Source organism: Neptuniibacter sp. CAU 1671, assembly GCF_029222905.1.
GTDB lineage: Bacteria > Pseudomonadota > Gammaproteobacteria > Pseudomonadales > Balneatricaceae > Neptuniibacter.
On record NZ_JARHUE010000003.1, the window covers coordinates 261,599 to 276,604 of the forward strand.

The window sequence follows — 15,006 nt, forward strand, 5'->3', positions numbered from 1 at the left end:
TGGTTAAGCGTGCAGCAACACTTTAAGCCCCTCGGCAGGAGTTCATCATGTCTAGTTTCGGTCTATTAAATCTTGGCACCCAGAGCCTGCAGGCCAATCAGACTGCACTCAGTGTTACCGGACAGAACATCAGTAACGTCAATACTGAGGGCTACACGCGTCAGCGCCCTGTATTTCAGTCGCGTGAGGGCGTCAGTGGTGTTGTTATCAACGACATCGACCGAATTGCGGATGCGTTTCTCAACAAACAGATCTGGGGTGACAGCGCAGGCTACAACAGCTCGCTGACCTTTGAAGCCTTTGCCAATGAGCTGGATAACCTGATGGCCGGTGAAGCGACCAGTATCTCCACCGCCATGGATAATTACTTTGGTGCGCTGCAGACCGCGGTTGATGATCCGGTCAGTCTGCCCAACCGTGAGCTGTTTATTGCCCAAGCAGAGGCACTGGTGCAGCGCTTTAATGATCTGGATGCCAATATCCGCCGCCAGAATGACACCATCAATGGTCGGCTGGAAAGTTCGGTGGCGGCTATTAATACCATCAGCAGCCATATTGCTGAGCTGAATGATGATATTCGCATCGCTCAGGCGTCTGGCTCTGTGCCAAGTGAGCTGCTGGATCAGCGTGATGCTCAGCTTGAAGAGTTATCCAAATACATCAGTTTCACAACGCTGGATCAGCCCAGTGGCGAGGTGAGTGTTTTTATCGGCAACGGTCAGCCTTTGGTGGTTGGTTTGCGCCCCAGTCCCCTCACGACGGTGCTCAGTCCAGCTGACAGCAGCCAGCTGAATATTGCGATCAGTATCAATGGCAATATCAGTGATATCAGTAATCAGGTGTCTGGTGGTCAGGTCGGTGGTTTGCTGGAATACCGTGACAAAGTACTGAATAAAACCCTCGATGAACTGGGCCGTATCGCGCTGGTGTTTGCCGATGGCATGAATGAACAACACCAGTTGGGTATGGATTTTGACGGCAATGCCGGCGGCCTGTTGTTCACCGATATTAACAGTGCCACGGCACGCACGAACCGTTTCCTCTCCGAACGTGATAACGCCAGCAGTGCCACCGGTGGTGTGACCATCAATGATGTCAGTAAGGTTCTGGCCACAGAGTATGAGCTGATCTTTAATTCAGATTCCAACTTTACCCTGATCCGCAAAAGTGATGGTATGCGCTGGAATCAGTCGACGCTGACACCGACGGCCCCGCCGACCGATGATGGCCAGTTCAGTCTGAACAGTGCAACCGGAGAGCTAAGTCTGCGCATTGATGGTTTCACGCTGGATATTGATACCAGCCCCGCGTTTGTGGTGGGTGATAAATACCTGATCCGGCCGGCCCGTAACGCTGCCTCTGAAATTGATACTGTGATCTCCAGTGCTCAGCAACTGGCGCTGGCGGCACCTCTGGCGGTGTCTGAAAATATTGCGAATACCGGTACGGGTACAGTTTCGGTTGCGATTACCGATAAAGACTATGCGGATCTGTCCAGCGTGCTGGGCGAACTGACCCCGCCGCTGGAGCTGAGTTTTACCGCGGATGCCAGTGGCGTATTGTCTTATGTATTAACCGATGCGGATGGCGATACCACCACCGGTCTGTACCAGCCGGGTGAGCCGATTGCGCTGCAGGGTTACGAGATCGTGATTCGCAACCTGCCCAGTGTGAGTGATCGTTTTACGATTGACCTCAACACGGGAGGTGTATCCGATAACCGAAACGCGTTGTTGCTGTCGGACCTGCAGTTTGCCAAATCCATCTCAGGTGCGTCTTATCAGGACAAATACGGTCAGGTGGTCGAACGGGTAGGTACCCAGGCGTCCGTGGCGCAGCTCAACAGTCAGTCAAGTAAGTCTGTACTGGATATCAACAAAGAGACCCGGGCGGCTATCTCCGGGGTCAACCTGGATGAAGAAGCGGCAAAACTGGTGCAGTTCCAGCAGGCCTATCAGGCATCCGCTCAGCTGATCCGTGCGGCCCAGACAATTTTCGATACGCTGTTACAGAGCGTATAGGAGGTAGAAAATGCGTATTTCTACACAACAGGTATATCTGAATAACATTGATAATCTGAGTAAGGCGAACAGTGATCTGTTTAAGACTCAGCAGCAGATTGCCACCGGTAAGCGAGTATTGCAGCCGTCCGATGATCCGCTGGCCTCGGCTCAGATTCAGAAGTTCAAAAAAGAGGTGGCCCGGACTGAGCAGTTTGGCAAAAACATCGATGTGTCCGAACGCCGATTGACGCTGGAAGAAAACGCCATTCAGCAGGTCAATAACCTTGCGATTCGCCTGCGTGAGCTAAGCATTCAGGGTAACAGTGGCATATTGACCAGTGCTGACCGTAAAGGCATTGCTTCCGAAGTGGAGCAGATCATTAATGAACTCGAAGGTCTGATGAACACCAAGGATGTTCAGGGTGAATACCTGTTCTCCGGGCATAAAGGTTTCACCCAGGCCTACAGTTTTGATGAAACTGTCGGGCGTTATGTGTTTAACGGTGACGATGGCCAGCGTTTCATTCAGATTGGTCCGGACACGAAGATTGCTTCCACCGATTCCGGGGCAGAAGTGTTTGAAAAAATAAGCAAAATCCCGGGTTACGTGGTGCCGAGTCTGCAACAGTCCGGTACCCAGATCAGTGATCTGGATCTGGTTGATCCGGATCTGTTGGGCAGTTTTGTGGAAACCCGGGGTGATCTTCAGATCAGCTTTGATACCGGCGCTGGCACCTATACGGTCACCGACAGCCAGGTACCGCCGGTGACAGTGGCTACCGGTAATATTGCCGACGGCAGTATCGATCTGACTGCAGACGCGGGTGTAGTGCTGACCATTGGTACGGTCGCCAGTGATACCACGGTGACCCTGTCAGCCTTCAGCCAGCACAATATCCTTAATACTGCTCTGGACCTGAAAATTGCACTGGAAACAGCCGATACCACAACCGATGCGGGTCGGGATGCGTTTGCCCAGAGTATCGCAAATGTACTCAATAACCTCACGGCTATAGAAGATCGTAACGGGCAGTCTGTGGCCAGTATTGGCGGACGTCTCAATGCACTTGAACAGCAGACGGACGTAAACGAGGAGTACAAGATCTTTACCCAGGAGGCGCTCTCATCGTTTGAGGATCTGGACTACAACGAAGCGATCAGTCGGTTTGAATTACAAAAAACTGTGCTGGAGGCCTCCTATGCCAGTTTTGCTAAGGTACAGGGCCTGAACCTGTTTAGCTTCCTGAATTAATTGCGGCCTATATCGCTGATTTTAAATACCGTTTTCGTCAGAAAACGGTAATCTCTCAGGCCTGTGCCATACTGACCACACAAGAAGAAATCAGTGGAGTGGAGTATGGCCGTGTCCTGTTCGGCATCGTCTCTGATCCCCGCAGAGATTAATCCTCTGGGCCTGCAAACCCTGCTTGATCTGCTGCAGTATGCTGCAGAGACCTTTGCTGAGCGCCCTGCCTATACCAGTCTGGGGCGTTCAATAACCTATCGGGAACTGGACCAGCTCTCTGCTGCGTTTGCCTGTTACCTTCAGAATGAGACCGACCTTCAACCGGGTGACAGGATCGCTATTCAGCTGCCTAATCTGATTCAGTATCCCATCGTCTTGTTTGGTGCTTTGCGCGCGGGTCTGGTGGTGGTGAATACCAATCCACTTTATACCCCCAGTGAGATGCTGCATCAGTTCAATGACAGTGGTGCCGTTGCACTGGTCATTCTGAAGGGCCTGGCGCATCAGGTTGAAACCATCTACCCACAGACCCGTTTACGCTATCTGATTGTGACTCAGGTTGCTGACCTGCACGGAGTGCTGAAACGTACGCTGATCAATGGTGCGGTTAAATACCTGAAGAAAATGGAACCGGCCTATGATCTGCCTCAGGCCATGGAACTGCGAGCCTGTTTGGCGCGATATACGGGGCTAGCGCCGAAGCCGGTGTTGCTTAATAGCGGTGATACCGCTGTGTTGCAGTACACCGGAGGTACCACCGGTGTGGCCAAAGGGGCCGTGCTGAGTCATGCCAATCTGATCGCTAATATCCTGCAGGTTGAAAATGCCCTGAAGCCAGCGGCCAGTCACTGGCCGGATACGGTGATTGCGCCTTTGCCGCTGTATCACATCTATGCCTTCACCTGTTCGCAACTGGTGTTGCTGAATGGTGGCCATAATGTGCTGATTCCCAATCCCAGAGATCTACCCAGTCTGATTAAGGTGATGGCTAAATTTCAGGCGACCAGCTTTCTGGGCCTGAATACCCTGTTTATGGGCCTGTGCCATCAGCCGGCGTTTGCCCGGCTGGATTTCAGTCGGCTGGAGTTGACGATTTCCGGTGGGATGGCGTTGACCCACAAAGCGGAAGAGCAGTGGCGTGCGATCACGGGTTGTCGAATTGTTGAGGGTTACGGTTTGTCCGAGACCTCACCGGTAGTGACCCTTAATCCACCGGATGCACCGCATATCGGCAGTATTGGTAAGTCGCTGTGCTGTACCGACGTCAAGTTGATTGGGCATGAGGGTGAGTCTGTTCCAGCGGGAGAGGCCGGCATGCTCTGTGTGAAGGGCCCTCAGGTGATGTCGGGTTACTGGCAGCAACAGCAGGCGACCAGTGAAGTGTTCACGCAGGACGGTTATCTGATTACCGGTGATATCGCCAGTATTGATGATGAGGGTTATCTGCATCTGCTGGATCGGGCCAAAGATCTGATCATTGTTTCCGGGTTCAATGTGTATCCCAGTGAGGTCGAAGATGTAGTCACCTCTCACCCTGATGTTGTGGAGTGTGCGGTGGTTGGACAGCCTGATGAGTGTTGTGGCGAAGTGGTGCGCTTGTGTGTGGTCAGTTCGAATCCGGCACTGGAGGCGGCTGACCTGCAAAGCTGGTGTCGGACCCACCTTGCGGCTTACAAAGTGCCTAAACGCATCGACTTTTTTTCCGAACTACCGAAAACACCGGTTGGGAAGGTGTTGCGTCGTGCGCTCAGGGCGATGTAGTTAAATTAGATTATTCTAATGTAAAATGTATAATGCCTCTCAACTGAACGTGTTGAGAGGAAAAGTTATGAAATCCATCGGTTATTTCGCTGTGCTGTTCATGAGCGGAATTGCAGTGGCAGATCCGCAACTCATCGATATCCCGGCGTTGCAGGGAGAAGCCAAAGTATTGATCAAAAATCTCGCAACCAGCCTTTCGGGAGAGCTTCAGAAAGCCATTGCTCAGGGCGGTCCGGCTGACGGTATTCAGGTCTGTAATCTCAAGGCATTACCCCTGACGGCGGCCACAACGGAAGGTTCTGAATGGCAGATTGGCCGTACCAGTCTGAAACTGCGTAATCCCGAAAACGCACCGGACAATTGGGAAGTGGCTGTGCTTGAAGATTTTCAGGCCAAGGCAGAGGCAGGGGCGGATCTGCAAACGCTGGCTTACTCAGAGGTGCTGGTGGGCGAAGATGGCAGTCGTACCTTCAGAATGATGAAAGCGATACCGGTAGCGGATAAATGCCTGGCCTGTCATGGTGCAGAGCTTTCAAATGAGGTTACAGCAGTGCTGGATGGTCTCTATCCTGAAGATGAGGCACGGGGATTTGCTCAGGGCGATCTGCGTGGCGCGTTTACCCTGCAAAAAACGTTCTGAACATTGGCCGGTTATCCCGGATAACCGGCCTTAATGTTTTATTCGTCGTCATCCAGTAGCTGGATACCCGCCAGAGGATTATCTTCATCAGGTACGCTGACACTGTCCTGAGTCGTGGCAGTGCTTTCAGTGCCTGGTTCATCTGCAGAACTGGTCAGGTTCATACGTAGCCGCATGTTATTGGCGGAATCGGCGTTGATAATCGCCTGCTCCTGCGAGATGGTGCCCGCTTCGTAGAGCTGGAACAGAGAATCGTCAAAGGTCTGCATACCGGACGTCTCGCCCCCGGCCATAATCTCTTTCAGGCCTTTGATATCACCCTTCATGATTTTTTCCTGCACGGTCGAGGTCCCCAGCAGGATCTCGATAGCAGCACAGCGTTTGCCATCCAGTGTCGGAATCAGACGCTGAGACACAATGCATTTGATGTTCAACGCAAGGTCCTGCAGAACCTGCTTATGCCGGTCCTGTGGGAAGAAGTTAATGATACGATCCAGCGCCTGGTTCGCATTGTTAGCGTGCAGGGTTGAGATGGCCAGGTGGCCGGTTTCAGCAAAGGCAAGACAGTGTTCCATGGTTTCCCGGTCACGGATCTCACCAATCAGAATGACATCCGGTGCCTGACGCAGCGCATTTTTAAGTGCGTTATGAAAATTGCGTGTATCGACACCCACCTCACGCTGGTTGATCAGCGATTTGCGATGGTTATGCACATACTCCACCGGATCTTCGATGGTGATGATATGGCCCCCGCTGTTACGGTTGCGGTGGTCGATAAGCGCTGCCAGAGAGGTGGATTTACCGGAACCGGTGGCACCGACAAACAGCACCAGCCCGCGTTTTTCCATGATCACATCTTTCAGTACCGGTGGCAGGCCGAGTGATTCCATTTGTGGAATCTCGGTTTTGATATTTCGCGCCACGATCGCGTACTGATTGCGTTGTTTAAAAATATTGATACGAAAGCGGCCGACCTGTGGGATGGAGTAAGCCAGGTTCATCTCCAGCTCTTCGTCAAACTCCAGCTGTTGCTGCTCATCCATCAGACTACGGGCGATCTGTTCGATATCACCGGGCTTGTAGGGTTCTTTGCTGAGCGGGGTCAGCTTGCCCTGAAACTTTGCGCAGGGTGGCGCGCCCGTTGAAAGGTAGAGATCAGAACCATCGCGTGTGGCCAGAAGTGTCAGGTAGTCCCGAAACTGCATGTGTTCATTTCCTGTATCGAGCCGGGTGAGTGCAGTGGTGATAAGAAAACCCGGTGGCATTCAGAACGGCTCTGGGAGCCCTGAAATAATAACTTTAACTCAGTTTGGTGCAGTAGCAAAAAATCCTCATTTATATCGGGCCGGACGGCTGAACCTTGAGGCTTGGGTCTGCTTTAAGATTAGGACTACGCTTATACAGTGGCCATCGCAGAGGGTTATGCCGGATGGGACAGCAAATTGAAACGGTCAGCTTCACTGAGAGTGAATACAAGACGTTCCAGTCGCGACTGCTGGATAATCTGCAAAGCCTCAAGCAGGTTCTGCAACGGCCGGATTTTGGCTGCGGTGAGGTGTCGATAGGTGCGGAACTCGAAATGTACCTGGTGGACGAACAAACACGTCCGCTATCGCTGAATCGTACCCTGCTTGAGCGCAGTGGCCATCCCCAGCTGGCACTGGAACTCAATCGTTTCAACATTGAATACAATCTGACGCCGGTATTTGCTGCCGACCGACCCTTCAGCCTGCTGGAGCGGGAGATGCAGCTGGCTATGTCCCATCTGAATGAACTGTTGCTGCCGGAGCAGGGCAGTGTCCTGCCAATTGGTATTCTGCCAACGCTTAAACGCAGTGACTTCGGTCCGCATGCGATGACGGATGAGCGGCGCTTTACCGCCCTGTCCCGCGCGCTGGCGGCAAAACGCGGCAGTATGTTTTCTATCCACATTGATGGTGATGAACCGCTTTCATTACGGGCGCGGGATGTGACGCTGGAAGGGGCCAATACTTCGTTCCAGCTGCATTTTAAGGTATCGCCGGACAGCTTCGCCGATCTGTTCAATACGTTGCAACTGGTGACGCCTGTGATGGTGGCGCTGGCCGCAAATTCACCCTTCATGCTGGAACATAAGCTCTGGCATGAAACCCGGGTGCCGCTGTTTCAGCAGGCGATAGATGGGCGTTCGGCGGAAGAGTCTCAGCGCGGCGTGCCTTCTCGCGTTGATTTTGGCAGCGGCTGGGTGCGAGAAGGGGCCTATGAGTTATTTGCCGAGATGGTGCACCTGCATGAGCCGCTGTTGCCGGTCAGTGGTACTGAAGACAGTCTGTTAGTGGCCGGGCAGGGCGGTGTACCAAAGCTGGACGAGTTACGCCTGCATGCCGGTACCATCTGGCCCTGGAACCGGGTGGTGTATGACCCGGCGCAGGGAGGTCACCTCAGGATTGAGATACGGGCGTTGCCGGCGGGGCCTTCTGCCTGTGATATGGCAGCTAATGCCGCTTTTTATCTGGGTGTCGCTGCGGGCCTTAAACACCGGATCAATGACATTATCCCGGCACTGCCATTCAGTACACTGCGCAGCAATTTTGAAACTGCAGCGCGCCGCAGTCTTAAAGCCGAATTAATGTGGCCCAATCCCGACCCCCCCCACGGCCTGACCAAACAGTCCGTTGTCGAGATTGCCAGCAGTCTGATACCGGTTGCCCGTCAGGGGCTGTTGTCACTTGAGGTTGAGCCGGGCGAGATAGAAACTCAGCTGCGTATCATTGAGAAACGTCTGCAGACAGGCACTAATGGTGCCATCTGGCAGCGGGGTGAATATCACAGGTTATGTCGCACGCTGCAGTCACATGCTGCACTGGTGAAGATGGTGCAAAACTACAGAATACATCAGCAGGCCAATCTGCCGGTCGCTGAGTGGGGACATTGAGAGGGACTATGTTGAGACTGCGTAAACTGATCAATCCAGGCATCGACGAAATCGCACCTACCCCGGAGATGTTTTTGCGGCAGATGGGCGGGCCGGTGATGATCTTCGTTGAAGGTCAACGCACTGATCGCTGCCGCGGGCTGGTGACCCTGCTGCACGGCAATGAACCGTCCGGCCTGAAAGCCTTGCATGCCTGGCTGCTGACACAACAAAAGCCGCTGTATAACCTGATCTGTTTTATACCCTCTGTACTGGCGGCCCTGTCTGAACCAATTTTTACTCACCGCACGTTTGTTGGGCAGCGCGATATGAATCGCTGCTTTTTGCCCCCTTACAATGATGAACCCGGCCTGCTGGCTGAAGAGATACTGGCGCTGTTAGCAGAGTTTGAGCCTGAGTGTGTGATCGATATGCACAATACTTCAGGACACAGCCCCGACTTTGGCGTGGTGACGCTGCAGGACAGTGCCCATGAGGCTCTGGTTGCGCTGTTCTCGAATCGGTTGATTGTCACCAACCTGCGACTTGGCGCGCTGATGGAAACCAGTACCCAGCATTGCCCTGTGGTGACAGTGGAGTGTGGCGGAGCGATGGATCAGGCGGCAGATGAGATAGCTCGCGCCGGATTGCAACGCTATCTGCATGATGAAGAGGTGCTGCAATTGCCCCCCGGTTGTGAGATTGATCTCTACCACCACCCGGTGCGACTTGAGCTGAGCAGGGACGCTGCCATCGCCTATGCGCAACATTATGTATTGGGCACTGACCTGACCATACCACCCGATCTGGATCGCTATAATTTTGAGCTGGTTGAGGCAGGGACTGTGATAGGCTGGGTTGGTCAGGATCGGCGCAGTGCCATGCGGGTACGTAATGCCGCGGGGGAAGATGTGTTTGAGCAGTATTTTCATATCACGGGAAATCAGCTGCTGACCCGGCGGGCCCTGAAACTTTTTATGATCACCACCCGGCCAGAAATTGCGGTTTCTGACTGTCTCCTTTACGCAGCGATGGAGAGCGAGCACGAAATGCTGTATACATGATGCTGTCAGCTGAATGCATTCGGAATTAGGCTGATTTTTAAAGGTTTTTGTCGGCACGTAACGATCAAGGAGTGAAAAGTTCGGCCGACCAGACAGGTTAGGATTGTGTTTCATTTGGGGGTTGTATGCAGGATATGAACAAAGTGGCTCAGACCACTCGGTTCAGGCGGTTTTCCGCCGCTGTAACATTTCTGCGTAATAGTCTGCGCCAACTCACAAACTGGCCGCTGGCCATTGGTCTGTTAATCGGCTTCGCCGTCTTTACCATTGCTGCGCTGGTGGTACAAACCGAAACAGACCATGAGCTCGAAACCCTGAAAAACCAGGCAAACGTTCATCTGCTCACCCTGGGTGCCCGTCTGGAGGGTGAAGTCAATTCCAACCTTGTGGTGCTGCGTGGCCTACGCGCTGAAATCAGCATCAATCCTGACATTACACATGAAGAGCTCGCCAGTCTGGTATCTGAGTATCTGTTTTATTATCCCGCCATTAGTCATGTTGCGCTGGCCCCCAGCCTGATTGTCAGTGATGTGTACCCGTTGGAGGGGAATGAGGCGGCGATCGGCTTGAACTACCGTAACCAGCCCGATCAGCTCAAAGGGGTGATGGAATCCATTTATAACGATGACATTACGCTGACCGGGCCGATCAATCTGGTGCAGGGCGGGCGTAAGTTTATCGGACGTATCCCGGTTTATTCGGGCAGTAAAAAATCCGAGCTGTGGGGCGTGGTGGCAGTTGTTTTGAATATGGAGAAAATGCTTGAAGCGGCAGGCATTGATTCCTTCCTCTGGGGTATGAAGGTTGCCCTGCGAACACGCCAGATGGATGGTCAGAAAACTGAAGTGATGCTGGGCGATGCAGCGGTGTTCGGGGCGGACGCCGCCATGGTGGATGTGGTGTTGCCGAATTTACGCTGGCAGTTAGCTGCGATCCCCAAAAATGGATGGAAATTGCCATATCAGAAAACCCAGTATTGGTGGCTGATTTCTGTGGTGCTGAGTGTTTTAGCGGGTGTGGCGGCGTATCTGATCAGCGCCAACTACCGCGAACGGTTGATGGCCGTGGAAAATGCCAGCTTCTGGGCCAACTTTGATGGCCTGACCGGGTTGCCCAACCGGCGCTATTTTAATGCGCGTTTCAGAAGTCTGATTGAGGAACACCGGCAACAGGGTTCCGGTTTTGCGGTGTTTAACCTGGATCTGGATTTCTTCCGTGAAGTCAATGATAGCTGGGGTCATGCGATGGGTGACCGGGTGTTGCGAAGTTTTGCCCGGCGTATGAGCCGCACTGTGCGTGCGGATGATCTGGTCGCGCGTCTGGGCGGCGATGAATTTATTATGGTGCTGCAGGATATTGATTCTCCTGCGCAGGCAGAGCTGCTGGCTGAAAATCTGCAGCGGGAGTTGATAGAACCCTATGAGATGGATGATGAGCGGTTTTCCATCACCATCAGCTTAGGTATCTCCATGTTTCCGTTGGACGGCGAGGATGAAGAAACCCTCCTGCTCAACGCGACCCGAGCCAAAGATGAAGCGAAACGTGCCGGTCGCAATCGCATCGCGTTTTTCAATGAAGCGATCAGCCTTGAGATGAGCCGGCATGTGGAGATGCACAACGAGATTCTGGAAGGGATCCGTACTCATCAGTTTGAACTCTATTATCAGCCCATTCAGCATCTGAAGACCGGTCAGATCCATAAATGTGAGGCCTTGATACGCTGGCACCACCCTGAAAAAGGCCTGATCTCTCCGGCTGAGTTTATACCGGTGGCTGAACAAACCGGTGTGATCCGCAATCTGGGAGACTGGGTCTTACAGCAGGCCTGTCACGATTATCAGTCGTTCCAGGATAAAGGCGTGAACATGAGTATCTCGGTGAACCGTTCACCGGCCGAATTTTTTGGCCGTGACTGTGAGCAGCACTGGCTCGATATTCTGGAACAAAACCGCATGAACAACGCGGATCTGATTTTCGAAATCACCGAATCGTTGTTAATGGATGATAATGAACAGCAGCGCAAAGTGATCCGTAACCTGCGCAGTAAAGGTGTCGCAGTGGCCATTGATGATTTTGGTACCGGCTACTCTTCACTCAGTTATCTACGCGATTATCCTATGGATTTCCTGAAAATAGACCGCAGTTTTGTGTCGGGGATCTTGCATGATACGCAGATGCGTACCCTGACCGAAGTGATGATCAAAATGGGTCAGACGCTGGGGATTCAGGTGGTGGCTGAAGGAGTTGAGACCATGCAGCAGCAGGCACTGCTTGCGACACTGGGTTGTGATTATATTCAGGGCTACCTGCTGGGACGTCCGATGCCACTGGATGACTTCATCGAATTCTGCCTGCCCCGTCAGGCGCAAAGTGCAGTGGAACTCAGCTGAACTTGAGTTCGGATTATTGTTGATCCACCAAGCTCAGCTTGTATACCGGGGCGTGTTTCAGCGCGTAAGCCGGATACCCCCGGCACATAGCTCAATTTTGCCCTGCTTAAGCAATGCACCCACCGCCATCTTGAAGGCTTTTTTACTGATACCAAACAGTTGAAAAATCGTATCCGGCGATGACTTGTCATGCACCGGTAAAAAGCCATCCTGCTCGCTCAGCATTTCGAGAATTTTTTCGGTGGTATCGATCACCCGGCCGTAACCCGGTTTCTGCAGACTGAGGGTGATTTTGCCGTCTTCTCGTACCTCTTTGATGTATCCCTGAATCCGCTGGCCCGGGTAGAGCGGTTGCAGCAGGTCACTCTGAAACACCATGCCCCAATGCTGCTGGTTGATAATCGCTTTCTGGCCCAGTTCGGTGCGATTGGCAACCACCAGATCTACGGCATCCCCCGCTTTGTAATCGGCCGGGGTTTTATCCAGAAAACGATCAATACGGGTCGAGCCAACAATGCGCTCGCTGGCGGCGTCAATGTACAGGTGTACCAGATACCGCTTGCCTACTGTCAGTGGACGCGGTTTCTGTTCGCTGTAAGGCACCAGCAGCTGTTTGGATAAACCCCAATCCATAAACGCACCGGTGTCATTCACTTCCGCTACGCGCAACATGGCAAAGTCGCCGACGCAGGCGTGCGGCCGGGCGGTGGTGGCAATCAGGTAATCATCACTGTCCAGATAGAGAAATACCCGGATGCTCTCGCCGATCTCAAGATCAGTGGGGCACTGGCTGCGGGGCAGCAAAACTTCACCCAGTTCGCCGGCATTCAGGTACACCCCAAAATCCTTCCTTCTGGTGACTCTTAATGTATTGAACTGACCCAGTGTTGCCATGGTGATTCCTGAAAGTTGTCGCAGGCGAAGATGCCGGCTGATGTTCTAATTATCCCTGCTGAATGCCAATGAAGAAAGTAAATCTGTCCAACTGCACTGTTTTGTCAGCAATGTTGACACTTATTGCCATTGGCCGCGGGTGATTCATGGTCAACCCTTAAAGAAAGCGCTTTTGGAGATTGGGTCATGAGTGATTATCGCTTTCCGCAGCAGGATGCGCTGTTTGTCCTCAGGCATCTGGTAGGCATTGATTCTATTTTTGAGCAGGCCGGGTTGGGTGATATGGCTGAGGGGCTGGCTGAATCTGTACTGACCGAAGCGGCGAAGCTGGGGGAAGAGGTACTGGCGCCCCTTAATCGAGCCGGAGACACTCACCCAGCGCGAATGGAACAGGGTGGGGTGATCCAGCCACCGGGATTTGCAGAAGCCTATGCCCAGTACGTTGAAAATGGCTGGCCTTCGGTTGCTGCGCCCGAGGCCTTTGGCGGACAGGGGCTGCCCCATTCGCTGTCAGTAGCGATTAACGAAATCTGGCAATCAGCCAACCTTTCCTGGGCACTCTGTCCTCTGCTGACGCAGGGGGCGGTATCCGCGTTGTTGCATCACGCCTCGCCGCAGCTCCAGCAGCAGTTCCTGCCTAAGCTGGTCAGTGGTGAATGGACCGGTACCATGAACCTGACGGAGCCGGATGCCGGGACTGACCTAGCGGCGATAAAAACCCGTGCGCAGCCAGAGGGCGATCACTACCGGCTGTTTGGTCAGAAGATTTTTATAACCTGGGGTGATCATCAGATGGCTGAAAATATCATCCATCTGGTGTTGGCTCGTTTGCCAGATGCACCGCCCGGAGTTAAGGGTATTTCGATGTTTCTGGTGCCCAAGTATCTGCCCGAGGGTGATGGCCTCAGCAGCACCTTGAATGATGTGCAGGCGGTGGCGCTGGAGCACAAACTGGGAATTCACGGCAGCCCCACCTGTGTCATGCAGTATGGTGAAAATGCCGGTGCCGTGGGCTATCTGATCGGCGAACCCCATGCCGGTCTGAAATATATGTTTACCATGATGAATGACGCCCGGCAGGCGGTGGGTCTGCAGGGACTGGCCATTGCTGAACGGGCCTATCAACAGGCGGTCGCCTTTGCGAAAGAGCGGATACAGGGCACCCTTACCGATGGCAGCCGGGTAACCATCATTCATCACCCTGATGTTCGACGTATGCTAATGCAGATGAAGTCCAGCCTGCAGGCGATGCGGGCACTGGCCTATGTTGCCAGAGCAGAAGCTGATCTCACCGAATACACCACAGAGCCGGAGCAAAAACAGCAACATCTGTCCCGCACTGAACTGCTCACGCCTATCGTTAAGGGCTGGCTGACTGAAATGGCGCAGGAGCTCACCTCGCTGGCGCTGCAGGTACATGGGGGGATGGGGTATATCGAAGAAACCGGGGTCGCTCAGCATGTCCGAGATGCGCGGATCCTGACCATATATGAGGGCACCACCGGGATTCAGGCACTGGATCTGGTGGGTCGCAAAATCCTGATGGATCAGGGTGAGGCTGTGAAAGCGCTACTGGCTGAAATTCACAACGATGTGAAACAGGCTGATTCCGTTCAGTTGGCTACAGAGGTGCAGGCGATGCAGCTGGCATTGCAGGATAGCCAGCAGGCACTGCTTTATCTGGCACAGCATGTTCAGGATGACCAGGATCTGCCTGGTGCGGTCAGTGTCAACCTGATGATGTTGTTGGGTTACCTTTGTGGCGGCTGGGTTCTGCTGCGTTCTGCCATGCTCAGCCTAGATGCCGAACGGATGCAGGCAGAAGATCCCCAGTTTTTGCATAACACGCGTCTATGTTGCCGTTTTTACGCGGAACATCTATTGCCTCGTACCTCTGCTTTAAGGCGGGCGATTGAAGCGGGGGCTGCTACCCTGATGGCCATGGATGAAAGCGGTTTCTAAGAACCCTAAAGCCCGGCTTTCGTATACTTTTTAACCGACGAAAGGTGTTGAATTTATGGGTGTTTTCTGAACTTCCTGTCTGATTGGGGTGGTGTCTGCGAATCGCCCCGGTTTTTTCGTAAAAACCCCTTCTTATCAGTTGACACTCAAGCT

10 protein-coding genes are annotated in these 15,006 nt (G+C 53.2%); 8 read left to right on the forward strand and 2 right to left on the reverse strand.

All coding sequences use genetic code 11. The features are described from left to right. Positions 1–47 precede the first annotated feature (47 nt). The 4 genes from flgK (at position 48) to P2G53_RS07190 (ending at position 5,650) form a co-directional block, all read left to right on the forward strand. Complete coding sequence (gene flgK, locus P2G53_RS07175; RefSeq protein WP_275815681.1) at positions 48–2,021, forward strand: flagellar hook-associated protein FlgK; 1,974 nt, start codon at positions 48–50, stop codon at positions 2,019–2,021. 10 nt (positions 2,022–2,031) lie between these two features. Continuing rightward, complete coding sequence (flgL, locus tag P2G53_RS07180) at positions 2,032–3,255, forward strand: flagellar hook-associated protein FlgL (protein WP_275815683.1); 1,224 nt, start codon at positions 2,032–2,034, stop codon at positions 3,253–3,255. A gap of 105 nt (positions 3,256–3,360) precedes the next feature. Then, on the forward strand, positions 3,361–5,010 hold the full coding sequence (locus P2G53_RS07185; protein ID WP_275815684.1) for an AMP-binding protein: 1,650 nt from the start codon (positions 3,361–3,363) through the stop codon (positions 5,008–5,010). A 67-nt stretch (positions 5,011–5,077) separates the two neighbouring features. Continuing rightward, on the forward strand, positions 5,078–5,650 hold the full coding sequence (locus P2G53_RS07190; RefSeq protein WP_275815686.1) for a DUF3365 domain-containing protein: 573 nt from the start codon (positions 5,078–5,080) through the stop codon (positions 5,648–5,650). A gap of 38 nt (positions 5,651–5,688) precedes the next feature. On the opposite strand, the gene P2G53_RS07195 is transcribed toward P2G53_RS07190, so the two are convergent. Next, a complete protein-coding gene (locus P2G53_RS07195; protein ID WP_275815689.1) occupies positions 5,689–6,855 on the reverse strand; it encodes a PilT/PilU family type 4a pilus ATPase in 1,167 nt (388 codons plus the stop codon). Positions 6,856–7,079: 224 nt separating this feature from the next. Here P2G53_RS07195 and P2G53_RS07200 point away from each other — a divergent pair, with 224 nt between their 5' ends. The 3 genes from P2G53_RS07200 (at position 7,080) to P2G53_RS07210 (ending at position 11,997) form a co-directional block, all read left to right on the forward strand. Beyond that, on the forward strand, positions 7,080–8,564 hold the full coding sequence (locus P2G53_RS07200) for a glutamate--cysteine ligase (protein ID WP_275815690.1): 1,485 nt from the start codon (positions 7,080–7,082) through the stop codon (positions 8,562–8,564). A gap of 8 nt (positions 8,565–8,572) precedes the next feature. Then, positions 8,573–9,607 (forward strand): succinylglutamate desuccinylase/aspartoacylase family protein, encoded by a 1,035-nt coding sequence (locus P2G53_RS07205; RefSeq protein WP_275815692.1) that lies wholly within the window; start codon positions 8,573–8,575, stop codon positions 9,605–9,607. Between the two features lie 143 nt (positions 9,608–9,750). Continuing rightward, positions 9,751–11,997, forward strand: coding sequence for an EAL domain-containing protein (locus P2G53_RS07210; RefSeq protein ID WP_275815694.1), 2,247 nt, complete (start codon positions 9,751–9,753; stop codon positions 11,995–11,997). A 57-nt stretch (positions 11,998–12,054) separates the two neighbouring features. Here P2G53_RS07210 and P2G53_RS07215 read toward each other — a convergent pair whose 3' ends face one another. Beyond that, positions 12,055–12,891, reverse strand: a complete 837-nt coding sequence (locus tag P2G53_RS07215; protein ID WP_275815696.1) for a S1-like domain-containing RNA-binding protein — start codon at positions 12,889–12,891, stop codon at positions 12,055–12,057. Between the two features lie 186 nt (positions 12,892–13,077). Here P2G53_RS07215 and P2G53_RS07220 point away from each other — a divergent pair, with 186 nt between their 5' ends. Further along, on the forward strand, positions 13,078–14,853 hold the full coding sequence (locus P2G53_RS07220; protein WP_275815698.1) for an acyl-CoA dehydrogenase: 1,776 nt from the start codon (positions 13,078–13,080) through the stop codon (positions 14,851–14,853). The last annotated feature ends 153 nt before the right edge of the window (positions 14,854–15,006 follow it).

Excerpts from the sequence above, each read along its gene's own strand:
- flgK (WP_275815681.1), top strand. The coding sequence starts at position 48 with ATGTCTAGTTTCGGTCTATTAAATCTTGGCACCCAGAGCCTGCAGGCC.
- flgL (WP_275815683.1), top strand. The coding sequence starts at position 2,032 with ATGCGTATTTCTACACAACAGGTATATCTGAATAACATTGATAATCTG.
- P2G53_RS07185 (WP_275815684.1), top strand. The coding sequence starts at position 3,361 with ATGGCCGTGTCCTGTTCGGCATCGTCTCTGATCCCCGCAGAGATTAAT.
- P2G53_RS07190 (WP_275815686.1), top strand. The coding sequence starts at position 5,078 with ATGAAATCCATCGGTTATTTCGCTGTGCTGTTCATGAGCGGAATTGCA.
- P2G53_RS07195 (WP_275815689.1), bottom strand. The coding sequence starts at position 6,855 with ATGCAGTTTCGGGACTACCTGACACTTCTGGCCACACGCGATGGTTCT.
- P2G53_RS07200 (WP_275815690.1), top strand. The coding sequence starts at position 7,080 with ATGGGACAGCAAATTGAAACGGTCAGCTTCACTGAGAGTGAATACAAG.
- P2G53_RS07205 (WP_275815692.1), top strand. The coding sequence starts at position 8,573 with ATGTTGAGACTGCGTAAACTGATCAATCCAGGCATCGACGAAATCGCA.
- P2G53_RS07215 (WP_275815696.1), bottom strand. The coding sequence starts at position 12,891 with ATGGCAACACTGGGTCAGTTCAATACATTAAGAGTCACCAGAAGGAAG.
- P2G53_RS07220 (WP_275815698.1), top strand. The coding sequence starts at position 13,078 with ATGAGTGATTATCGCTTTCCGCAGCAGGATGCGCTGTTTGTCCTCAGG.